This is a genomic window from Pseudomonas sp. Sample_14, from assembly GCF_004307515.1.
GTDB lineage: Bacteria > Pseudomonadota > Gammaproteobacteria > Pseudomonadales > Pseudomonadaceae > Aquipseudomonas > Aquipseudomonas atacamensis.
The window spans coordinates 136439-157617 of sequence record NZ_RCOC01000026.1 but is presented as its reverse complement, the minus strand read 5'-3'; the positions used below and the strand labels follow the sequence as shown (position 1 = coordinate 157617).

The following is a 21179-nucleotide window of genomic DNA, read 5'->3' as shown; positions in this document are numbered from 1 at the left end:
TGGGAGAGGGTTAGGGTGAGGGCCACCCAACTGACACGCCACCAAAACTCAAGCACACCAAAGACCACGAAAGGGAAAACCAAAATGACCGACACCCCGCATTTCCCACTCTCCGCCGTGGTCGGCGCCGATGACCTGAAGCTCGCCCTGTGCCTGACCGCCATCGACCCGAAAATCGGCGGCGTACTCATCGAAGGTCCGCGCGGCATGGCCAAGTCGACGCTGGCGCGGGGCCTGGCGGATCTGCTCGCCAGCGGCCAGTTTGTCACTTTGCCGTTGGGCGCTACCGAAGAGCGGCTAGTCGGCACCCTCGACCTCGATGCTGCCCTGAGCGACGGTCGCGCGCAGTTTTCGCCCGGTGTTCTGGCCAAGGCTGACGGTGGCGTGCTCTATGTCGATGAGGTCAATCTGCTGCCCGATCACTTGGTCGACCTGCTGCTCGATGTCGCCGCCAGCGGTACCAATCTGATCGAGCGTGACGGCATTTCCCATCGGCATTCGGCCAAATTCGTCCTGATCGGCACCATGAACCCGGAAGAGGGCGAGCTGCGGCCGCAACTGCTTGACCGCTTCGGCTTGAACGTTGCCCTGAGCGGCCACACCGCGCCCGCCGAACGCGGACAGATCATTCGCCGGCGGCTGGATTTCGACAGCGATCCACAAGGGTTCTGCGCGCAGTGGGCGAGCGAGCAACACATCCTGCGTTCGCGCTGTGAAAGCGCCCGCGAGCGCTTGGCAGCCATTCCGCTGGATGACGCGGCATTGGCGTTGATTACCGAGCGTTGTTTCGCTGCTGGCGTCGATGGCTTGCGTGCCGATCTGGTCTGGTTGCGCGCGGCCCGCGCCCATGCCGCGTGGCGTGGGGCGGATGCGATTGCTGAAGAGGACATCGACGCGGTGGCCGAATTTGCCCTGCGCCATCGCCGTCGCGAGCAGCCCTTGGCTGGCGCAGAGCCACAAGCGCAATCTCCGTCAGGCGCAGACAGCAAATCCGGTGAAGGGCAGGGCCAGTGGGGCGAGATGCCGGCGACGGCGCAAGCCACCGGTGCCCGCCGCGAAGTTCCGAGCTGGCCGCCCCTGGCAAAAAAGCCCTAGGCATTCGCCCCCGGTCCGACGCGGGGGCGAATGCCAAGCCCCGTGCCGGACAACTCGACAATGGCCGCCAGGGCCAGCGGCATGGGGCCGGCAGCGGATCGGTGAACTGGCCGGGCACACTGCTCAATGGCCGCCCCCAGCGCCGCGCCGATCTGCTGTTTCAACAGCGCACCCGCGCGCCCCATGAAGTCTGGCTGGTGATCGTCGACGCGTCGGCCTCGACCCGTCGCCATCAGGCCTTGAGCGATGCCAAGGGCCTGCTCGCGCAGCTGTTCGACGATGCTTATCGCCAGCGGGCGCGGCTAGCGTTGCTGACCGCCAGTGGTTCTACGCCGAAATGGCAGGTGCAAGGCTTGAAGGCCTCAAGCGGCCTGGGCGTCTGGCTCGACGGTCTGGGCGCCGGTGGCGGCACGCCGTTGCTCGCGGCACTGGAGCAGGCGCAGCAATGGCTGACGCTGCGACGCAAGCGCTTTTCTGCCGAACAGCAACGCTGCCTGATCGTGACCGATGGTCGCGTGAAAGAACTGTCGGCGTTGCCAGTGCTGGCGTGTCCGGGATTGCTGATCGACATCGAGCGCGGGCCGATTCGACTGGGCCGGGCGAAGGATCTGGCGACCGCGCTGCAAGCGCAGTATCAGCATATCGATGAGCTGGATTTGCGCTGAAATCCGCCGCACCGCTCGCACCCTGTGGGAGCGAGCCTGCTCGCGAAGGCTGCTTCAGCAACGCTGAAAGTCTGCGATCAAGGTCATTCATACAGATTTTGAAATGATTTACCGCTGTGGAGCAGGTCGGTCGACGCTGTACGCTCGAAGGCCATTTTTCATTCAGGATCTACATGAACACCCTCTCGGAGCCTCCCAGTCAGCACTCTCCAGCACGCCTTCGCGCGGTCTTGATCCTTTCGCAGCACCCCGTCTTCCGACTCCCGACTATGGTTGATAACGCGGCTCTTGAGCCTTTGCGTTGCACTTCGCCGTGTCCGGCCGCCTGAATTCACTGAAGAGAGATCGAGACGTTTTATGGAATGGTTAGCGGATCCCACAGCCTGGTTAGGCCTGTTGACTCTGATCGTGCTGGAACTGGTACTGGGTATCGACAACCTGGTGTTCATCGCAATTCTTGCCGACAAACTGCCGCCGCATCAGCGTGATCGCGCGCGGATCATCGGCCTGTCGCTGGCGTTGATCATGCGCCTGGGCCTGTTGGCGAGCATTTCCTGGCTGGTTACGCTCACGCAGCCGTTGTTCGAGGTGTTCGACAAGAGCTTCTCCGGTCGTGATCTGATCATGCTGTTCGGTGGCGTGTTCCTGTTGTTCAAGGCGACGATGGAGTTGCATGAGCGGCTCGAAGGCCATGTCGGCGAGCGCTCGACCAACACAGCCTACGCGCTGTTCTGGCCAATCGTGGCGCAGATTGTGGTGCTCGACGCGGTGTTCTCCCTCGACGCGGTGATTACCGCCGTGGGCATGGTCGATGAACTGGCGGTGATGATGATCGCCGTGATCATTTCCATCGGCCTGATGATCGTTGCCAGCAAGCCGCTGACCCGCTTCGTCAACGCACATCCGACCGTGATCATGCTGTGTCTGGGCTTCCTGATGATGATCGGTTTTGCCCTGACCGCAGAAGGTCTGGGCTTCCATATCCCGAAAGGTTACCTGTACGCCGCCATCGGTTTCTCGATCCTCATCGAAGTCTTCAACCAGATCGCCCGGGCTCGGCGCAAACGTTCGATGCAGGGCGTGCGCCCGATGCGCGAGCGCACAGCCCATGCGGTGATGCGTCTGCTCGGTGGCCGCAAGCTGGCGGCGGAGGAGGTTGGTGAGGAAATCTCCGATCTGCTGGACAACGGTGAAGCGCCGGTGGCCGAGCTGTTCGACCGTCGTGAGCGGGTGATGATCAGCGGTGTGCTGCAACTGGCGGAGCGGCCGATTCGCAACCTGATGACGGTGCGCGCCGACGTTGACCTGATTGATCTTGCCGATGACGCCGAAACCATTCGCACGAAGTTGATGCATTCGTCGTATTCACGCTTGCCGCTGATTCGCGATGGCGCGGTGGACGAGCCGCTTGGCTTCGTACACAAGAAGGAATTGCTCAAGGAGTATCTGGCCGGCAATGAGCCGAACCTGGAGCATCTGGCACGCAAGACCGTCAATCTGCTCGACAGTTATTCGATCCTCAATGCCCTGGAGCAGATGCGCGCGGCATCGACGCACATCGCCTTCGTGGTCAATGAGTTTGGCGATTTCGTCGGTGTATTGACGATGACTGACATCCTCGAATCGATCGCCGGTGAGTTGCCCGATGCCAGTGAAATCGAAGGCCCTGATGTGGTCGAAGAGCGCGGCGGGTTTCTGGTCAGCGGCGCGCTGCCCTTGGCTCGCGTTCGCCAGCGTACCGGCTTCGATGCCGAGCCGACCGAGGATTATCAGACCATGGCCGGGTTGGTCATGAGTCTGCTGGATCGGTTGCCGATGACCGGTGATCGACTGGAATACGAGGGCTGGCAACTGACCGTCAAAGCGGTAGAAGAACGGCGGGTGACGCGGGTGTTGCTGGAGCGTGAGGTGGCTTGAGCATTCGCGGAATGGCGCAGCGGTCGCTGCGCTTGTTACTGATGAAACGTAAAGCGGTCCTTGCCCGTATGCTTTGATGCGTACAACGCCGCATCCGCCTTGATCAGCGCCTGATTCAACGAGTCACCCTCAGCCACCCGGGTAATGCCGATGCTGATGGTGACCGGGTGCTGGGTGGGCTGTTCACGCACTGATTGGCACAGTTGCGTGGCAAGGCTTTCAACATCCTCGCGCCGCACTCCCGCCAGATAGATCGCGAACTCCTCACCGCCCATACGCGCGTAGTCAAACGCAATCATCACTGTCTTGATATCGGCAGCGACGCGAATGAGCACCTCATCACCAATGTCATGCCCGTAGGTGTCGTTGACCTTCTTGAAGTTGTCGATGTCGATCATCATCAGGTAATGATCGCGCTCGCGCGGGCTTGCCAGCAGCCGTTGCCCTGCGTGGGTCATGAATGAGCGTCGGTTGGGAATCTGCGTCAGCGGGTCGTTATAGGCCTGATCCAGCAGCAGCCGCGACATCAGGTAGTTGTTCAGCTTGGCCTCACGAAACTTCAAGAAGGTGTACACCGTGAGTGCGCAGAGAAACACGCTGTAGCAGGCAGTCAGGACGCCGCGCAGTTCAGTGATTTCGGTAGTGGTGGCAAGAAACGGGTTGAGGATCACCCAGATCACAACTTGTACCGCAAAGAACGCCCAGCGCCGCAGCGGCAGTACCGACACGCTGTACAACATGCTCGCTGCTGCCAGCACCAGCCACAAGCTGTGCGAAGCAGGCGCGAGGCCGTCGACGATCATTCGCACACCGACGGTCAATCCCAGGACCAGCAACAGGGTGAGCACATCGAAATGGCTAGCCCTGCGCGTAAAACCGAGCACCACCGTCAACAGCGCGAAACCAGCGAGAAACGCCATCGAGCGCCACGTGAAGCCTTGGCCGCCGAGAAAACTGACGATCAGATCAAACAGCAGCCACATGAACACACTGACCACGTAGATCAACAGGCTGAACGGTTTGAGCCGTTCGAACTCGCGCTGGAGAAACTCTTCCCTCAACTCGTTAGACGCGGTTTCCTTCAACGCTTGCGCTTCAATGGTTTCGAACATGCTTATCCCGCTGTCTGCGCCGATCCTGGCAACCACCCGAACCGGCGGGCGGCGCGCAATGTGTTCGCTCAACAGCAAAGCAGGCAGACCGCGGGTTGTCCAATCCCGGTCGGGTTCAGCGCAGAAGCCGGTGGCGCGAACCAGTGACGGTGCGCAATGACTTGAGTGTTCGCCTCAGCCATGCCAGATCATGGTGAGGTTTGCGTGGCGTTGCGGGAGCCTTTGTCCTGCCGACATGCCGGGCCATATCCCTCGCCAGGGTTTCCTCGGTGCCGATACCTTTGAGCTTTTTCAGCAGCCTGCCGTTTTTATAGAACAGCACTGTTGGCGTGCCCGTGACGTTCGGGTGCTTGGGCGATTGGCTGGTGTTGAGCATATAGATGTTGGCGCGCAGTCGGTAAGGCTCGGCAATCTGCCGAAAGATCGGCCCGGCCCACTCGCAGGCGGGGCAGTGTTCATTGGCGAAATACAGAATGACCGGACGCCAGGTTTTCAGGGCTTTGCGGTAAACCGGGTCCAGCGCGGAAGTAGTGTTTGTGGCGTTCATCGAAGGGTCCTTTTCAACGAGCGGGTACGCTCCTTGACGTTAAAGGAGCAGGGGCGTCGCGGTCTACTGTCAGAAATTACAGGTGGGGTGCGTCAACACGAGATTAATCGCACAAGAACGCCAGATAGACCTGACAACCAATGCGGGAACCTCACAAGAAACCGCGTGATAACCTCAATGCATTGCGCCGAGCATCACTTGGAGTGCTATTTTGAGCACTAATCAGAGCACTTCAAGAGGCACAGTTCATGACGCACATTGTTCTTTCTCACGTCGTAGCGAGTATTTCCGAATTGAAAAAAAATCCTATGGGTACAGTGGCAGCTGGTGGAGGCCGGTCTGTGGCGATCCTTAATCGAAACGAACCGGCCTTCTACTGTGTTCCTGCCAAGGAATATGAAGCAATGATGGAGCGCCTGGAGGATCTGGAACTGATCGCCCTTTGCAAGGAGCGAGAAAACGATCCGACCATCAAGGTATCCATTGATGACCTATGAACTGGAATTTTCTGAAAAGGCTTGGAAGGAGTGGCGAAAGCTTGGGTCGGAGCTCAGAGAGCAGTTCAAAAATAAACTTGTTGAAAGGCTGGCAAATCCCCACGTTCCGGCGGCTCGTCTGAAAGGATTGAGTAACGCCTATAAAATCAAGCTTCGAAGCGCTGGATATCGGTTGGTCTATCGGGTCAGGGACGAGGTACTGGTCGTTACGGTGATAGCGGTTGGGAAACGGCAAGGTGGTGATGTGTACAGGCAGGCACTCAAACGCTGACACAGGTATTGCTCAACTGTAACCCTGATTCGCACCATCACGACGCCATCTGACCCAAGTTGGGAACGAATCACCCCTTTCATTAGTGATCGCAGGGACCTTCCTGCGTGTTGGGTCGGACCGATCAATTGGTCCGCAAGTCCATATCTCCTTGATTAACAAAGCATTCAATACGACTACAGATTTCTCCTGATTCCTGTGGCACACTTTCTGCTGTCTATTCCGTAGTAACAAACCGTGTTCCGGTATAGCGGAATAAACACAATTCTGGAGTGCTTGCCATGCATCGCCGTCCTTCGTTGTTCAAAGCGTGTGTTTTTGTTCTTGCGGCTTCTTCCTCGGTCATGGGCCTGGCCCAGGCTGCCGACAGCAAGCTCGACAGTGTTCTCGCCCGTGGCAAGTTGATCGTGGGCACTGGCAGCACCAATGCGCCGTGGCACTTTCAGGGCGCGGACGGCAAGTTGCAGGGTTTTGATATCGACATCGCCAGGATCGTGGCCAAAGGGCTGTTCAACGACCCGAGCAAGGTCGAGTTCGTGGTGCAGTCGTCCGATGCGCGGATTCCCAATCTGCTCACCGACAAGGTCGACATGAGCTGCCAGTTCATCACCGTCACCGCCAGCCGCGCGCAGCAAGTCGCGTTCACCCTGCCGTACTACCGCGAAGGTGTTGGCCTGCTGTTGCCGAACAACAGCAAGTACAAGGAAATCGAAGACCTGCAGGCGGCGGGCGATGACGTCACCGTTGCGGTGCTGCAGAACGTCTACGCCGAAGAACTGGTGCATCAGGCATTGCCCAAGGCCAAAGTCGATCAGTACGACAGCGTTGACCTGATGTACCAGGCCGTGAACTCCGGCCGCGCCGATGCCGCCGCCACCGATCAGTCGTCGGTCAAATACCTGATGGTGCAGAACCCTGGCCGCTACCGCAGCCCGAGCTATGCCTGGAGCCCGCAGACTTACGCCTGCGCAGTCAAACGTGGCGATCAGGACTGGCTGAACTTCGTAAACACCGCGCTGCATGAGGCCATGACCGGGGTTGAGTTCCCGACCTACGCCGCCTCCTTCAAGCAATGGTTCGGTGTCGATCTGCCATCGCCCGCGATCGGTTTCCCAGTCGAATTCAAATGATCCCGTGAGAGTGGGGCGAGTCAAATCGCCCCGCTCAAGGTGCTGCTGACCATGAACTATCAGTTGAACTTTGCCGCCGTGTGGCGCGATTTCGACACCTTGCTGGCGGGGCTCGGTCTGGGCTTGCAGCTGGCGCTGGTGTCGATCGCCATCGGCTGCGTGATCGGCCTGCTGATGGCGTTTGCCTTGCTGTCGAAGCACCGCGCCTTGCGGGTGCTGGCCTCGGTGTACGTCACGGTGGTGCGCAACACGCCAATCCTGGTGTTGATTCTGTTGATCTACTTTGCGCTGCCCAGCCTTGGCATTCGTCTGGACAAGATTCCGTCGTTCATCATCACGCTGTCGCTGTATGCCGGCGCGTACCTGACCGAAGTCTTCCGTGGCGGCTTGCTGAGCATTCCCAAAGGCCAGCGCGAAGCCGGGCTGGCAATCGGTCTCGGTGAATGGCAGGTCAAGGCTTACGTCACCGTGCCGGTGATGCTGCGCAACGTGTTGCCGGCGTTGTCGAACAACTTCATTTCGCTGTTCAAGGACACCTCGCTGGCGGCTGCGATTGCGGTACCGGAGCTGACCTATTACGCGCGCAAGATCAACGTCGAGAGCTACCGGGTGATCGAAACCTGGCTGGTGACCACGGCGTTGTATGTCGCGGCCTGTTACCTCATTGCCATGCTGCTGCGTTACCTCGAGCAGCGTCTGGCGATCCGCCGATAGGAGGCTGCGATGTACCAATCTCCCAGTTGGTTGCATGAATTGTGGGTCGCGCGCGAGCCGTTGTGGCAGGGCTTTCTGACCAGTGTGCAGGTCTCGGCGCTGGCCATTGTGTTGGGCACCATGCTCGGCGTGGTTGCCGGCCTGGTCCTGACTTACGGCAGATTCTGGATGCGCGCGCCGTTTCGGCTGTACGTCGATCTGATTCGCGGCACGCCAGTGTTTGTATTGGTGCTGGCCTGCTTTTATATGGCGCCGGCGCTCGGTTGGCAGATCAGTGCGTTTCAGGCCGGAGCCCTGGGCCTGACGCTGTTTTGCGGCTCGCACGTCGCCGAAATCGTTCGTGGTGCGCTGCAAGCCCTGCCGCGCGGGCAGATGGAGGCGGGCAAAGCCATCGGCCTGACGTTCTACCAATCCCTCGGCTACGTACTGTTACCTCAGGCGCTGCGGCAGATTTTGCCGACCTGGGTCAACTCGTCCACCGAAATCGTCAAGGCGTCGACCTTGCTCTCGGTGATCGGCGTCGCCGAATTGCTGCTCAGCACGCAACAGATCATCGCCCGGAACTTCATGACCCTGGAGTTCTACCTGTTCGCCGGTTTTCTGTTCTTCGTCATCAACTACGGCATCGAATTACTCGGCCGGCACATTGAAAAGCGGGTGGCCCTGCCATGACTCAAGCTCAAGTTGCTTCACAGGATCAGGCATTGCTGGATATTCGCGGCCTGCACAAACAGTACGGCGCGGTGGAAGTGCTCAAGGGTGTCGACCTGAGCATGCAGCGCGGCAACGTCGTCACGCTGATCGGCTCCAGCGGTTCGGGCAAAACCACGCTGTTGCGTTGCGTGAACATGCTCGAAGAATTCCAGGGCGGGCAGATCCTGCTCGACGGCGAGTCCATCGGCTACGACGAGGTCAACGGCAAACGCGTACGCCATGCGGAAAAGGTCATTGCCCGCCATCGTGCGATGACCGGCATGGCCTTCCAGCAATTCAACCTCTTCCCGCACCTGACCGCGTTGCAGAACGTCACCTTGGGCCTGCTCAAAGTGAAGAAGATGCACAAGGACGAAGCCGTGGTGCTCGCGGAAAAATGGCTGGAGCGCGTTGGCCTGCTGGAGCGGCGCAATCACTTTCCCGGTCAGTTGTCCGGCGGCCAGCAACAACGCGTGGCGATTGCCCGAGCGATTGCGATGAACCCGAGCCTGATGCTCTTCGATGAGGTCACTTCGGCCCTCGACCCGGAACTGGTCGGTGAGGTGCTCAACGTGATCAAAGGGCTGGCCGAGGACGGCATGACCATGTTGCTGGTGACCCACGAAATGCGTTTCGCCTTCGAGGTCTCGGACAAGATCGTTTTCATGAATCAAGGGCGAATCGAAGAGCAGGGGCCTCCCAAGGAACTGTTCGAACGCCCGCAATCGCCGCGTCTGGCGGAATTTCTCAAAAGCACGCGGTTTTGAATCTGTACTTTTGCAATCAGGAGAAACACCCATGAGCATTACGCGTTACGGCACCGGCAGCACCGCCGCCGGCGGCCAGCCTCGTCCATTCGCCCGCGCAGTTGAAGCGGATGGCTGGCTGCATGTGTCCGGCCAGGTTCCGGCGGTGGACGGCGAGATCATCGTTGGTGGCATTGTCGAACAGACCCACCAGACCATGAAGAACCTGATCGCCATTCTCGAAGAGGCTGGTTATGGCCTTGAAGATGTGGTCCGCACTGGCGTCTGGCTGGACGATCCACGTGATTTCAGCAGTTTCAACAAGGTCTTCGCCGAGTATTTCAAACCCGAACACGCCCCGGCGCGGGCCTGTGTGCAGGCGAGCATGATGGTTGATTGCAAGGTTGAGATTGACTGCATTGCCTACAAGAAGAAGGCCTGATACACGCCGATCGTTCCCACGCTCTGCGTGGGAATGCAGCCCGGGACGCTCTGCGTCCCAAAAGTGGACGCGGAGCGTCCGGTAAGGCATTCCCACGCGGAGCATGGGAACGATCATTGGCTGTAAACTCCCGGCGACTTTGAATGGAAACCACTGACATGACCGAAGACACCATCAAGCGCCGGGCACGCGGTCTGGACCGGGCGTTCGATATCCTCGATTTTCTCAAGGAAATCGGCCAGCCCCTGCGCCCCAACGACATTGCCAATGGCATCGGCAGTCCGAAGTCGACGGTCTACGAACTGGTCGCGTCCTTGCTGGAACGGCGGATTCTCGAGCCGGTGGGCAAGGATGGCCACGTCTACCTTGGCCGCCAGTTGTACTTCCTTGGTCAGGCGCATCTGCGCCATTTCGACCTCAGTCGCGAGGCCGATCACGCCTTGCAGGAGATCGTCAGCCAGACCCGCGAAACTGCGCAGATGTGCCTGCTCAACGGGCGCAAATACACCGTGGCGTTGATGAAAGAGGGCGAGCGGCATTTCCGCATTTCCTCCGATATTGGCGAAAACGCGCCGATCCCATGGACAGCTTCCGGGCGTCTGTTGCTCGCGCACTTGAGCGATCAACAGATCATCGACCTGATCGACGAAGACGACTACATCCTGCCCGACGGCGAACGCCTGCCACTGGACCGTTTTCTGGCGGAGATTCGTCAGGCCGGCAGCGATGGCTTCTTCTCCTTCGACAGCGTCGCCGACACCTTCACCCATTGCTTCGCCGCGCCGGTCAAAGACCGGCAGGGCGTGGCCATTTGCACGTTGTGCATCGTCGCCCCGCGCGCCGATGCGAAAAACAATTACGACGACTATCGCCGGGTGCTGATCGAGAGCGCCAACAGCCTCGCCCGGCGGATCAACGAATAACCGTGGCTGCCTGCGGCCGCGTCTGTGAGGATTGGACCATGACCACTGCCATCAACTCTGCCGTAGAAAAAGGCGACGCCGTCATCGGCGCGCAATTGACCCGCGACGTCAGCCTGCCGGCGCTGGTGCTGCACCGCGAGGCGCTGGAGCACAACATTCGCTGGATGCAGAAATTTGTCAGCGACAGCGGCGCCGAACTGGCGCCCCACGGCAAAACCAGCATGACCCCGGCACTGTTCAAACGACAGCTCGACGTCGGCGCCTGGGGAATCACCCTCGCCAGCGCCACCCAGACCCGCGCCGCCTACGCCCACGGCGTGCGCCGGGTGTTGATGGCCAATCAACTGGTCGGTACGCCGAACATGGCGTTGATTGCCGATCTGCTCGTCGACCCGACGTTCGATTTCCATTGCATGGTCGACCACCCGGACAACGTCGCCGATCTCGGAAGTTACTTCGCTTCCCGTGGGGTCAAGCTCAACGTGATGATCGAATACGGCGTGGTCGGCGGCCGTTGCGGTTGCCGCAGCGAGCAGGAAGTCATTGAGTTGGCCAAAGCTATCGATGCGCAACCGGCACTGGCCCTCACCGGTATTGAAGGTTACGAAGGCGTGATTCATGGCGATCATGCGGTCCGTGGCATTCGCGAATTCGCCGCGTCGCTGGTTCGCCTCGCGGTGCAGCTACAGGACAGCGGCGCCTTTGCCATCGCCAGACCGATCATCACTGCGTCGGGTTCGGCCTGGTACGACCTGATCGCCGAATCTTTCGAAACCCAGAACGCCGCTGGCCGCTTCCTCAGTGTGTTGCGCCCGGGCAGTTATGTCGCGCACGACCATGGCATCTACAAAGAGGCGCAGTGCTGCGTGCTCGACCGTCGCAGCGACCTGCACGAAGGCCTGCGCCCGGCGCTGGAAGTCTGGGCTCATGTGCAGTCGCTGCCGGAACCGGGTTTTGCGGTGATTGCTCTGGGCAAGCGCGACGTCGCCTTCGATGCCGGTTTGCCGGTGCCGTTGTTGCGCTACAAGGCCGGCGTGGTGCCGGCGGCGGGGGATGATGTCGGCGCGTGCAAGGTCACGGCGGTGATGGATCAGCATGCGTTCATGACCGTGGCGCCGGGTGTAGAACTGCGGGTCGGCGACATCATTTCCTTTGGTACTTCGCATCCATGCCTGACGTTTGACAAATGGCGTGTTGGGTTGCTGGTGGATGAGCAGATGGCGGTCATCGAGACCATGGAGACTTGTTTCTAAGGCTTGAGATTGCGTTGCGGCGGCTATTCGCGAGCAGGCTCGCTCCCACAAGATCAATGCGTTCCATTGTGGGAGCGAGCCTGCTCGCGAAGACGCCCGCTTAGCCACCACTGAACCACCCGAGATCCCACCCGATGAAAATCCTCAGCAACACCCCACGCATCGCCCTGATTGGCGAATGCATGATCGAACTGCAACAACGCGCCGACGGTAGTCTGCAGCAAAGCTTCGGTGGCGATACCCTCAACACGGCGGTGTACCTGTCCCGTGCGCTGGGCGACAAGGCGCAAGTCGACTACGTCACCGCGCTGGGCGATGACAGTTTCAGCGACGCCATGTGCCAGATCTGGCGCAGCGAAGGCATCGGCCTCGATCTGGTGCAGCGTTTGCCCGGTCGGCTGCCCGGTCTGTACTGCATCCAGACCGACGCCAACGGCGAGCGGCGTTTCCTGTACTGGCGCAACGAAGCGGCAGTACGCGATTGCTTCACCACCCCTGCGGCCGAGCCGATCCTCGCGGCGTTGCCGAACTACGACGTGCTGTATTTCAGCGGGATCACCCTCGCTGTACTTGGCATGCAAGGCCGTGCCCGCCTGATCAAGACGTTGAGCGAAGCCCGGCAGCGCGATGCGCGCATCGTGTTTGACAATAATTACCGTCCACGCTTGTGGGCTTCTGTGGAAGAGGCGCGGGCGGCGTATCGCAGCGTCCTGCCTTATGTCGATCTGGCTTTGCTGACGGTGGATGACGAACAGGCGTTGTTCGGGTTTGCCGATTGCGCTGATGTGTTTGCCACGTACGCGCAGATCGGCACACCGGAAGTGGTGCTCAAGCGCGGCGCCGAGGCGTGTCTGATTCGTTGTCAGGGGGACGCGTTTGAAGTGCCGGCGCAGAAGGTCGACAAGGTCGTCGACACCACAGCGGCGGGGGATTCGTTCAGTGCGGCGTATCTGGCCAGGCGCTTGCTCGGCGGCAGTCCGGCAGAGGCGGCGCAAGCGGGACATGAATTGGCCAGTCGGGTGATACAGGTGCCTGGAGCGCTGATCCCCAGGTAATCAGAGAATGGCCGCTTGCTGCGCAATCGGTTCGCGAGCAGGCTCGCTCCCACAATGAAAACGCGGTCGACATGGGGGAGCGAGCCTGCTCGCGAAGAAGCCCGGCAGCCAGCCGATCAATCCCGATAAAACACCTGCACCAGGTGATAACCAAACTTGCTTTTGATCGGCCCATGCACGGTGCGCAGCGGTTTCTTGAAAATCACCGCATCAATCGCGCCGACCATCTGCCCCGGCCGCACTTCGCCCAGGTCGCCGCCGCGTTTGCCGGACGGGCAGGTGGAAAATTTCTTCGCCAGCACATCGAACGCTTCGCCCTTGGCAATGCGCTGTTTGAGTTGTTCGGCCTCTTCGGCGGTTTTCACCAGAATGTGGCGGGCTTGGGCTTTCATCGTGCAATACCTGATAACGGGGTGACAGCGGGGCGCGCGATTATGCCTCAAGTCGCGGGGTCGGGTTGCTCAACTTGCGAATCTTGCTCGCCAGCACTTCAAGGACAAAGGGCTTGGCGACCATGTCCATGCCCTCTTCAAGAAAGCCCTGACGCTCGGCAGCAATCTGCGCGTAACCGGTCATGAACAGCACTTTAAGCCCCGGACGATGTTGGCGAGCAATCTCCGCCAACTGCCGACCGTTCATGCCCGGCAGCCCGACATCAGTAACCAGCAGATCGACGCGCTGCACGGACTCGAGCACGGGCAGGGCGTTCGTGGCGTTTTCCGCTTCGAAGGTTGTGTAGCCCAGTTCCTTGAGCAGATCGAGCACCAGCATGCGCACTGCCGGATCATCCTCGACCACAATCGCGGTCTCGCCCGAAGATGAAGCGGCAATCGGTTCAGCTTTCTCCACAGACGAGGATTCGGGCGTCGGCTCAAGCAAACGCGGCAAGTACAGACGTACACAAGTGCCTTGCCCCGGCACACTGTCGAGGCTGACATGGCCACCGGACTGCTGGGCGAAACCGTAGATCATCGACAGCCCCAGACCGGTACCCTGGCCGATCGGTTTGGTGGTAAAGAACGGATCGAACGCTTTGGAACGGATTGACGGCGTCATGCCGGTGCCGTTATCGCTGACCGCGAGCATCACGTATTCCCCGGCCTTCACCGGCTCGAGAATGGTGGTGTCGCTGCTGTCGAGATACACGTTCGCGGTCTGGATCAGCAACGTGCCGCCTTCGGGCATCGCATCGCGGGCATTGATCACCAGATTGAGCAGGGCATTTTCCAGCTGGCTGACGTCGGTACTCACCGGCCACAAATCATCTGGCAGGCGCAGTTGCAGCTCGATGGCATCGCCCTTGGTGCGGCGGATCAGGTCTTCCAGTGAATGCACCAGTTCATTGACGTGCAGTTGCTTGCGGTCCAGCGACTGGCGCCGCGAGAAGGCCAGCAAGCGATGCGTCAGCGCGGCCGCACGGTTGGCCGACGACACGGCCGCCTCGGTGAAGCGACCAATCTCATCGGCGCGACCGTTGGCGATGTAGCGCTGCATCAAGTCGAGGCTGCCGATGATGCCGGTGAGCATGTTGTTGAAGTCATGGGCGATGCCGCCGGTGAGCTGGCCGACAGCTTCCATCTTCTGCGCGTGGCGCAAGGCGTCTTCGGCGCGCTCGCGTTCGAACATCTCGTTCTGCAAGCGCTCGTTGGCCTGAGCCAGTTGCTCGGTGCGCGCGCTGACCCGCTCTTCGAGGGTCTCGTTGAGATTGCGCAGGGCTTCCTCGGTTTTCTTGCGCTCGGTTTCGTCGATGACAAAGATGTAGAAGCCATTCACTGCGCCGTCCGCGCCATGTCGCGGCAGATAATTCATGAGGGCATGACGGGTGCTGCCGTCGCGGTGCGGCGTGTAGAAACTGAAGGAGCAGGAGCGGCCGGCCAGTGCTTCGGCGATGTACGGCGCACGCAGGAAATACGCCTCTTCGCCGATGACTTCGCGGATCGTGCGCCCATACAACTCCTGCGGCGTCAGGCCGTACCAGTCCAGATAGGCTGCGTTGTTCAAGCGAAAGCGTTCTTCGGCGTCGACATAGCTGATCAGGATCGGCATGGCGTTGATGATCAACTGCAATTCGGTCTGGCTCTGACGCAGCGCCTGTTCCGTATGTTTGCGTTCGGTCAGGTCCAGCGCCGCGCCGAGAAAGCGCATCGGCCGACCATGATGATCCTTGTAGCAACGCCCGCGCGCGAACACCCAGCGCAGCGTGCCATCGGCCTGCAACAGGCGATATTCCTCAGCGTACTCGGTGCCATGGGTGATGCAGTACTTGATGCCGCGCGCGACCATGGCGCGGTCTTCGGGGTGCACCCCATGCATGTATTCGCTGATCGGCAACTGCCCGGCCCTGGCCGGATCCACGCCGTGCAATTCGGCGAAGTGCGCATCGGCGATGAAACGGTCTTCGCCAATGTCCCAATCCCAGGTGCCGACGGCGTCGGTGGCGGCGAGGGCCAGTTGCAGACGCTCCTCGGACTGGCGCTGGGCCTTGAGGCTTTCTTCGGAACGACGCTGCAATTCCAGGGCAATGCGTCGGCGCTCGTTGGTTTCGATGGCAGTGATCAGAATCCCGGCCACCTGTGCGGTTTCATCGCGAATCGGGCTGTAGGTCAGATCCAGCCAGAAATCGGTTTTTTTGCCGTCCCGCTGCACGCTGAACCGCTGCTCGCTGAAGCTGCGCACCTGGCCCTGCAGCACCGCTTGGTAAATCGGCTCGGCAAAATCCCGCACCTCTGGCCAGACCTCATGCGTCGGCTGCCCGAACGCTTCGGGATGCTTGCTGCCAGCGAGCAGGGCAAAGCCATTGTTGTAGATCTGCGTGAGTTGCGGGCCCCATAACAGCAGCATCGGCATCGGCGAATGAATCACGATGTCCACCGCCGTGCGCAGGCTCTGCGGCCAGGTGCCGGCGGCGCCCAGCGGGCTGCGGCTCCAGTCGGTGCGGGCAATCAGGGCCTGAGCGTCATCGGTGGTGGATACAGCATTCATGTTTCAATCCTGAGCGTGGTTCGGTGAGACGGGGTCTATCATTGTTGCAGGAGCCGCGCCAAGCGTCGGCCAAATTTGCTCATTCAATGCTTCGCGGGTGCTTTCAGCCATGGAAATCGATGCACTGTTGTCAATATTGTCGCAAAAAAACGGCTCGGATCTGTTCCTCTCTACCGGCGCAGCGCCGAGCGCGCGCATTGATGGCGTGCTGACGGCGCTCAGCGATCAGCCATTCAAACCCGGCGAAACCGCGGCCATCGCCACCTCCCTGATGGACGCCGAGCAGCGCCGGGAGTTCGACCGGGATCTGGAAATGAACCTGGCAATCTCCCGAACGGGCGTCGGGCGGTTCCGGGTGAACATTTTCAAGCAGCGCAACGACGTTTCGATCGTGATCCGCAACGTCAAGGTCGACATCCCGCGATTCGAAGACCTGAAGCTGCCGCCGGTGTTGCTGGAAACGGTGATGCTCAAACGTGGCCTGATTCTTTTTGTCGGCGCGACCAGTTCAGGCAAGTCGACTTCGCTGGCGGCACTCATCGATCACCGCAACCGTCACAGTGCCGGACACATTGTGACGATCGAAGACCCGATCGAATATATCCATCGGCACAAGCGCTCGATCATCAATCAGCGTGAAGTCGGCGTAGATACCCGAAGCTTTCATGCGGCTTTGAAGAACACTCTGCGCCAGGCTCCGGATGTTGTATTGATTGGTGAGATCCGTGACCGCGAAACCATGGAGCATGCACTGTCATTCGCTGATACCGGCCATCTTGTGTTGTCGACGCTGCATGCGACCAACGCCAATCAGGCGCTGGATCGAATCATCAATATGTTTCCCGAGGAGAAGCGCGAACAGCTTTTGCAGACATTGGGCAACAACCTCAAAGCCTGTGTTTCGCAGCGTCTGCTCCGCACTGTCGATGGCCAAAGGCGCGCGGCAGTCGAAATTCTTCTGGGTACGCCGACCATCGCTGACCTGGTCCGACGCGGCCAGTTCGAAGAGCTCAAGCCGATGATGGAAAAATCGACCGGACTCGGTATGCAGACATTTGACGCGGCACTGTTTGCGCTGTTTGCAGAAGGTGCAATCAGTGAGCAGGAAGCATTGAAGAATGCCGATTCGGTGAATAACTTGAAGTTGCGAATCAAACTTCAGCACGATCAGGCAGGTGTTAACAATACAGGCACCGGCGAGTGGGGTTTGATGGATTGACTTGGTGTCTTCGATTGCATCGAGTGTTTGCACGGCAACAACACTTAATAATTGACTCGTGGTTCGGTTGTATGTGTTTGGGTAAAACGTCATCACGCTGAATGGTCAGCTAGTTGGTTTGATGAGGTTTTACTGTGAGCGAAGTTAAGAAAAATAAAGTATTCCGGCCATCGAAAGTTGCGCTGGCTGAATGGAAGTATCGGTCTGCGGCAGATGCCACCGAGCGCGATATGGTTCTCCGGCATCTGGAAGAGGCATTGAATGAGTACACTGAAGATCACGATATAGACTGGTATGGGCGTGAAGTAGAGTTGCAACCAGGCTCTTCACTGCATGAAATATATAACCCCGGCAGACTGCTGCTCAATGAACTGCTGAAAACCGGGCCGGTCATTGGTGCAATCGGTCGAGAGGAGGCGCGCGAGCATAACGGCCTGGTTCGGATTACGCCGGATGGCAAGATGGAAGTCCGTGCCGTCAGAGGTTGGGTAGATCTGGTTGCGGCGCAGTATTTTGTATACAGTCAACCTACGCGCTCGACGGTGAGTCTCATCGCCGACATTGCCGCAGTCGCCGGCGGTTTTGTATGGCCCGATCTGGATGTAACCCTGGATCAGTGGTTCAAGTTTCATGATATCGATCTGCCTGACACCAAGGCCAAGATCAGTAACTTGATCGGCTTGTTCAAGTTTTCACCCGAGGTCAGGGAGCCAGTTGCTTTTTGGGATCACTTTCAATCCGGTGAGCAGAGTCACAACGGGTTATCCGAAGAGCAATTTGCAGATATTCGTGGCGCCACCGCCAAATTGATGCCGAAGCGAAAACTGTTGTCAGCCTTGTACAACGTCACAGGGCGCGCGGATATATCTCACGAAACGGCGGCGCAGCGCCTCTTTGAATTTGTCGCCTATCCAGTTTCGCTGGATCTTGCCAGAAGTTATATCAAAGAGCTGAATTGGTACGGGGTGAATGACGGGCAAACGCTTTCCGAAAATATTCTCCGCCAATTGTTGATGACCGCGATTTTACTCGACCTGGACCCATCAATCGGCCATCGCCACTTGGTCGAACGGCGGGACCTGTACTCGCCAGACAATCTTGAGCGCCATCCATCAGAGATACTCGAGGAGTACACCGAGTTTGTGCGGAACAAGCGCTGGGTAGATCCGATATTGGCGCCTCTGGTGGTTCATCTTCTCCTGGCACGCAACGCGCCCGAATTTCTGGTCAGGAAAATTCCGACAGAGGTCACACTTGGATCGATCGCCTGGATCAAGTTCTGTCGCGCTGTAGTATTGGTCGAGGCGGTAAAGACCGGGGCCTCGCGGGAATTGACCTATGCACAGATCATCGCTTACGGCGAACTGGAGCCGGTCAGTGAAGCGCAGAAGCATATGCGCGATCTGGCGCTGATCGACCCGATCGTGGAGTGGGCGTTGCTCAACCGGATTATCTCCAGAGCCGAGCTCGAAGAGGCAGAAGAAACCTGTACACGAAGGGCGATTGACGCGTTTGAGCACCACGCAGACCAATTCGCCCAGCTAGCCCGCGCATTTTCGACACCATTACCCAACCGAGCGGAAATTGCCCGAAGCCAATTGAGAAAAGCTGCACCTGGCTGCGACACACTGGATGAAAAGGCGCTGTCCGAGAAAGGCGGACAGCAAATCATGTCCATGGTCGAGCTGCACCAATCGGGCGATCTGGTCACTGGTCAGTGGGACAGGCGCACCGTACGGTTGATCGTCAACGGATTGCTGCAACCTGCGATCAACTACAACCCTGCGGGTCTCAGCCTTTATCAGCGTTATCCGCGACTGCTGACGATTGAATCCTGTGACGAGGAAATGGATCGTCAGTTGGCCGTGCATTTCGAAGCGGTGAACGGCGGCATGATGTCTGCCATCAAGCTGGCGTTGGCACACATGCCGGAAGCGGATCTGCAAGTGTTCATGAATGCTGACATTCATTTTTTTACCGTGCGTGAATCGGCATCCTATGTGACTACGCGCCGGGCCGGCGGACCTTTGAATGTAGGGCTTGAACAAGAAACACAACAAAGCCGGGATGCCGCCACGGGACGCTTCGGCGTTGTGATGTACACGTCTGATGAAGACGCTGATCTTTGTTATGAATTATTCACTTCGCGTGCAGAAACCCGCAGGAATGATGCGCTGGGTGCTTTCATCAGACGGGAAAAAAAGCTTCAGCAACGCTCAAGAATGAGCGCCAGTGCCAACATGACGACGCCCCTGAGCAACACCCTGACCCAGAGCGTTCCGCTGAACATCAGGCGCTATACCCATGCCGCGGCCGAGGACGCTTCGATCAGCAGCAGTATGGCGATCATCGATTACTTCGGCGCGCTGAAAGCACCAGCGCAATCTGCGCGGTCGCAGACAGGGTTCTACCAGAAATTCAACGACCCTAACATCGTGCGCATCGCCGGGTTTCTCGCCGAGAACAGACCGTTCCTGAATAAAACCGAGCTCAGAGAGCTCGTGCGTGTACCGACGCCGCTCGAACTCTCCCGGGAAGAGGGCGAACGCTTGCTGACTTACTTCATCGACCTGTTGGTGCCGTTCAAAAAATGCATCGAGGACATCGCCTCGGGCGAACACAACAAGATGGTGGACGGGGTTTACGGATGTTTGATGGACGGCATCGGCCTGGTGGGAACAGTGGCTGGCGCCAGCTCGAAGGCGCTGAGTATTTCCACCAGGGCCATTTCCACTACTGCCAAGGCCGCGCGTTTCACCCGGCTGGCGTTTACTTCGGCCATCTCGCTTTTCAATCCCTTCGACGGTGTGCCCTCTGGTCTGCAGGCGGGCGGTAAACTGGTACACAAGGGCCTGCTGCGGTTCAACAAGAACACTCATGACCTGATTACTCTGGCCAGGGGGCAATTGCACAGGATCAGCGGTCGCCGGCAATCCTATGATCTGCTTGAAGCGGCCGATAACGCGCAATTCGGGTTGGGGAGCTGGCGGCCACGCGGGGCTACGCATGAAGCCGTCGCCGTGCTGGCCGCGCGCAGTGGTGACAAATGGTACTCGCTGAATCGACGCGGCAACTTGTGGGGCAAGTCTCTGGAGGGTTTTGTGTATCAAGCCCCCTTGCAGCTGCCTGCTTCGCCGCGCACGTTGCCGCTCAGTTACACGCGCAAGTTCATCGAGCAAAGCCTGCCCCGTGCACGGGCCAAGATCGACAACGCATTGGAAATCTTCAACCGTCATGATTTCAAACGCGATCGCGACGCGCTGATGAAGATCGTGTTCGGCGATGCTTCTCAGGTGTCCACTGATCGGCTGGTGAACTACTTGCGTTTGATCCGCTTCGATTTCGCCGGTTTCTCCTTGAGCAACATGGTTCTCGACGGCCTCAAGATCAACGACACCCTGGCATCGTTCGATGCAAACAATTACCAGCGCTGGAAAGACGCGGGTTCGAGCGGTGATTGCGCTATAGCGTTTGTTGAGGTCTACACGAAAAACTTCAATCGACACTTCGTCAGCATGGGTCTGAACCACGATGTGATCGCCGACGACCTGATTCATGAGCTGTTCCACGCCAGCGCACAAACCGACGATGTCGGTTATGCCACCGACGCCGTGCATGCCAGTGACAGCGGACAGCAGCTGGATGTGTCCGTATTGCTCAATCTGGGGGCAGGTTGCCTGGCGCAGTCGCAGAGCGGCACTGATTGTCATGCGCCGTCCAGAGCCTTCGAAAACGCCGACTCGCTCACGCTGGTCACCTCATTGCTGAGTCAACTGATCACTGACGAGGTCACTTTCGATCAAAACATGACTGTTCTTGCCAGTGCGCTCGAGGCCAGTGCAGGCCGGGCGATTGGCGAGCCGGTGGTCATTACCTTGAACAAACCTCGTTGATGAAAAGCACTGCCGCCAGCCTGTC

General features: G+C 59.1%; 19 protein-coding genes. 15 read left to right on the top strand and 4 right to left on the bottom strand.

The features are described from left to right. Positions 1 to 84: 84 nt before the first annotated feature. The 3 genes from D8U61_RS06335 to D8U61_RS06325 all read left to right on the top strand — a co-directional run bounded on the left by D8U61_RS06335 (position 85) and on the right by D8U61_RS06325 (position 3677). Positions 85 to 1095: an AAA family ATPase gene (locus D8U61_RS06335; protein WP_110646494.1), complete on the top strand. Its 1011-nt coding sequence runs from the start codon at positions 85 to 87 to the stop codon at positions 1093 to 1095. Continuing rightward, positions 1068 to 1760, top strand: coding sequence for a VWA domain-containing protein (locus D8U61_RS06330; protein WP_130889014.1), 693 nt, complete (start codon positions 1068 to 1070; stop codon positions 1758 to 1760). The genes D8U61_RS06335 and D8U61_RS06330 overlap by 28 nt, the downstream gene beginning before the upstream one ends. A gap of 357 nt (positions 1761 to 2117) precedes the next feature. Beyond that, a complete protein-coding gene (locus tag D8U61_RS06325) occupies positions 2118 to 3677 on the top strand; it encodes a TerC family protein (protein WP_130889008.1) in 1560 nt (519 codons plus the stop codon). A 35-nt stretch (positions 3678 to 3712) separates the two neighbouring features. On the opposite strand, the gene D8U61_RS06320 is transcribed toward D8U61_RS06325, so the two are convergent. Both D8U61_RS06320 and D8U61_RS06315 read right to left on the bottom strand, forming a co-directional pair. Next, positions 3713 to 4789, bottom strand: a complete 1077-nt coding sequence (locus D8U61_RS06320) for a GGDEF domain-containing protein (RefSeq protein WP_125926828.1) — start codon at positions 4787 to 4789, stop codon at positions 3713 to 3715. A gap of 115 nt (positions 4790 to 4904) precedes the next feature. Beyond that, positions 4905 to 5336 (bottom strand): thioredoxin family protein, encoded by a 432-nt coding sequence (locus D8U61_RS06315; protein WP_125926827.1) that lies wholly within the window; start codon positions 5334 to 5336, stop codon positions 4905 to 4907. A gap of 248 nt (positions 5337 to 5584) precedes the next feature. Between D8U61_RS06315 and D8U61_RS06310 the strand changes: the two genes are divergently transcribed. The 10 genes from D8U61_RS06310 (at position 5585) to D8U61_RS06265 (ending at position 13060) form a co-directional block, all read left to right on the top strand. Beyond that, positions 5585 to 5833 (top strand): type II toxin-antitoxin system Phd/YefM family antitoxin, encoded by a 249-nt coding sequence (locus D8U61_RS06310; protein ID WP_039758605.1) that lies wholly within the window; start codon positions 5585 to 5587, stop codon positions 5831 to 5833. Continuing rightward, complete coding sequence (locus tag D8U61_RS06305) at positions 5823 to 6104, top strand: type II toxin-antitoxin system RelE/ParE family toxin (protein ID WP_039758603.1); 282 nt, start codon at positions 5823 to 5825, stop codon at positions 6102 to 6104. Before D8U61_RS06310 ends, D8U61_RS06305 begins: the two co-directional genes overlap by 11 nt. A 281-nt stretch (positions 6105 to 6385) precedes the next feature. Beyond that, positions 6386 to 7234: a transporter substrate-binding domain-containing protein gene (locus D8U61_RS06300; RefSeq protein WP_016774493.1), complete on the top strand. Its 849-nt coding sequence runs from the start codon at positions 6386 to 6388 to the stop codon at positions 7232 to 7234. Positions 7235 to 7285: 51 nt separating this feature from the next. Beyond that, on the top strand, positions 7286 to 7948 hold the full coding sequence (locus D8U61_RS06295) for an amino acid ABC transporter permease (RefSeq protein WP_024012746.1): 663 nt from the start codon (positions 7286 to 7288) through the stop codon (positions 7946 to 7948). 9 nt (positions 7949 to 7957) lie between these two features. Further along, on the top strand, positions 7958 to 8620 hold the full coding sequence (locus D8U61_RS06290) for an amino acid ABC transporter permease (RefSeq protein WP_122507098.1): 663 nt from the start codon (positions 7958 to 7960) through the stop codon (positions 8618 to 8620). Then, on the top strand, positions 8617 to 9408 hold the full coding sequence (locus D8U61_RS06285) for an amino acid ABC transporter ATP-binding protein (protein WP_073474746.1): 792 nt from the start codon (positions 8617 to 8619) through the stop codon (positions 9406 to 9408). Before D8U61_RS06290 ends, D8U61_RS06285 begins: the two co-directional genes overlap by 4 nt. Positions 9409 to 9439: 31 nt before the next feature. After that, on the top strand, positions 9440 to 9829 hold the full coding sequence (locus D8U61_RS06280) for a RidA family protein (RefSeq protein ID WP_130926602.1): 390 nt from the start codon (positions 9440 to 9442) through the stop codon (positions 9827 to 9829). Between the two features lie 158 nt (positions 9830 to 9987). Further along, entirely contained in the window at positions 9988 to 10752 is a 765-nt protein-coding gene (locus D8U61_RS06275; RefSeq protein ID WP_130901692.1) for an IclR family transcriptional regulator, read from the top strand. A gap of 38 nt (positions 10753 to 10790) precedes the next feature. Continuing rightward, on the top strand, positions 10791 to 12005 hold the full coding sequence (locus D8U61_RS06270) for an amino acid deaminase (RefSeq protein ID WP_130926601.1): 1215 nt from the start codon (positions 10791 to 10793) through the stop codon (positions 12003 to 12005). 134 nt (positions 12006 to 12139) lie between these two features. Then, entirely contained in the window at positions 12140 to 13060 is a 921-nt protein-coding gene (locus D8U61_RS06265; protein WP_130926600.1) for a sugar kinase, read from the top strand. 116 nt (positions 13061 to 13176) lie between these two features. On the opposite strand, the gene D8U61_RS06260 is transcribed toward D8U61_RS06265, so the two are convergent. Next, positions 13177 to 13452 carry a peptidylprolyl isomerase gene (locus D8U61_RS06260; RefSeq protein ID WP_007912322.1) on the bottom strand — a complete coding sequence of 92 codons (276 nt, stop codon included), beginning with the start codon at positions 13450 to 13452 and terminating at the stop codon, positions 13177 to 13179. A 40-nt stretch (positions 13453 to 13492) separates the two neighbouring features. Then, positions 13493 to 16042 (bottom strand): PAS domain-containing protein, encoded by a 2550-nt coding sequence (locus tag D8U61_RS06255; protein WP_130926599.1) that lies wholly within the window; start codon positions 16040 to 16042, stop codon positions 13493 to 13495. 109 nt (positions 16043 to 16151) lie between these two features. On the opposite strand from D8U61_RS06255, the gene D8U61_RS06250 reads away from it, so the two are divergent. Both D8U61_RS06250 and D8U61_RS06245 read left to right on the top strand, forming a co-directional pair. Next, complete coding sequence (locus D8U61_RS06250) at positions 16152 to 17261, top strand: PilT/PilU family type 4a pilus ATPase (RefSeq protein ID WP_130926598.1); 1110 nt, start codon at positions 16152 to 16154, stop codon at positions 17259 to 17261. A gap of 134 nt (positions 17262 to 17395) precedes the next feature. Then, positions 17396 to 21154: a hypothetical protein gene (locus D8U61_RS06245; protein WP_130926597.1), complete on the top strand. Its 3759-nt coding sequence runs from the start codon at positions 17396 to 17398 to the stop codon at positions 21152 to 21154. Positions 21155 to 21179 lie beyond the last annotated feature (25 nt).

Excerpts from the sequence above, each read along its gene's own strand:
- D8U61_RS06275 (WP_130901692.1), top strand. The coding sequence starts at position 9,988 with ATGACCGAAGACACCATCAAGCGCCGGGCACGCGGTCTGGACCGGGCG.
- D8U61_RS06270 (WP_130926601.1), top strand. The coding sequence starts at position 10,791 with ATGACCACTGCCATCAACTCTGCCGTAGAAAAAGGCGACGCCGTCATC.
- D8U61_RS06315 (WP_125926827.1), bottom strand. The coding sequence starts at position 5,336 with ATGAACGCCACAAACACTACTTCCGCGCTGGACCCGGTTTACCGCAAA.
- D8U61_RS06320 (WP_125926828.1), bottom strand. The coding sequence starts at position 4,789 with ATGTTCGAAACCATTGAAGCGCAAGCGTTGAAGGAAACCGCGTCTAAC.
- D8U61_RS06285 (WP_073474746.1), top strand. The coding sequence starts at position 8,617 with ATGACTCAAGCTCAAGTTGCTTCACAGGATCAGGCATTGCTGGATATT.
- D8U61_RS06335 (WP_110646494.1), top strand. The coding sequence starts at position 85 with ATGACCGACACCCCGCATTTCCCACTCTCCGCCGTGGTCGGCGCCGAT.
- D8U61_RS06265 (WP_130926600.1), top strand. The coding sequence starts at position 12,140 with ATGAAAATCCTCAGCAACACCCCACGCATCGCCCTGATTGGCGAATGC.
- D8U61_RS06305 (WP_039758603.1), top strand. The coding sequence starts at position 5,823 with ATGACCTATGAACTGGAATTTTCTGAAAAGGCTTGGAAGGAGTGGCGA.
- D8U61_RS06300 (WP_016774493.1), top strand. The coding sequence starts at position 6,386 with ATGCATCGCCGTCCTTCGTTGTTCAAAGCGTGTGTTTTTGTTCTTGCG.
- D8U61_RS06325 (WP_130889008.1), top strand. The coding sequence starts at position 2,118 with ATGGAATGGTTAGCGGATCCCACAGCCTGGTTAGGCCTGTTGACTCTG.
- D8U61_RS06295 (WP_024012746.1), top strand. The coding sequence starts at position 7,286 with ATGAACTATCAGTTGAACTTTGCCGCCGTGTGGCGCGATTTCGACACC.
- D8U61_RS06250 (WP_130926598.1), top strand. The coding sequence starts at position 16,152 with ATGGAAATCGATGCACTGTTGTCAATATTGTCGCAAAAAAACGGCTCG.
- D8U61_RS06280 (WP_130926602.1), top strand. The coding sequence starts at position 9,440 with ATGAGCATTACGCGTTACGGCACCGGCAGCACCGCCGCCGGCGGCCAG.
- D8U61_RS06260 (WP_007912322.1), bottom strand. The coding sequence starts at position 13,452 with ATGAAAGCCCAAGCCCGCCACATTCTGGTGAAAACCGCCGAAGAGGCC.
- D8U61_RS06290 (WP_122507098.1), top strand. The coding sequence starts at position 7,958 with ATGTACCAATCTCCCAGTTGGTTGCATGAATTGTGGGTCGCGCGCGAG.
- D8U61_RS06255 (WP_130926599.1), bottom strand. The coding sequence starts at position 16,042 with ATGAATGCTGTATCCACCACCGATGACGCTCAGGCCCTGATTGCCCGC.
- D8U61_RS06310 (WP_039758605.1), top strand. The coding sequence starts at position 5,585 with ATGACGCACATTGTTCTTTCTCACGTCGTAGCGAGTATTTCCGAATTG.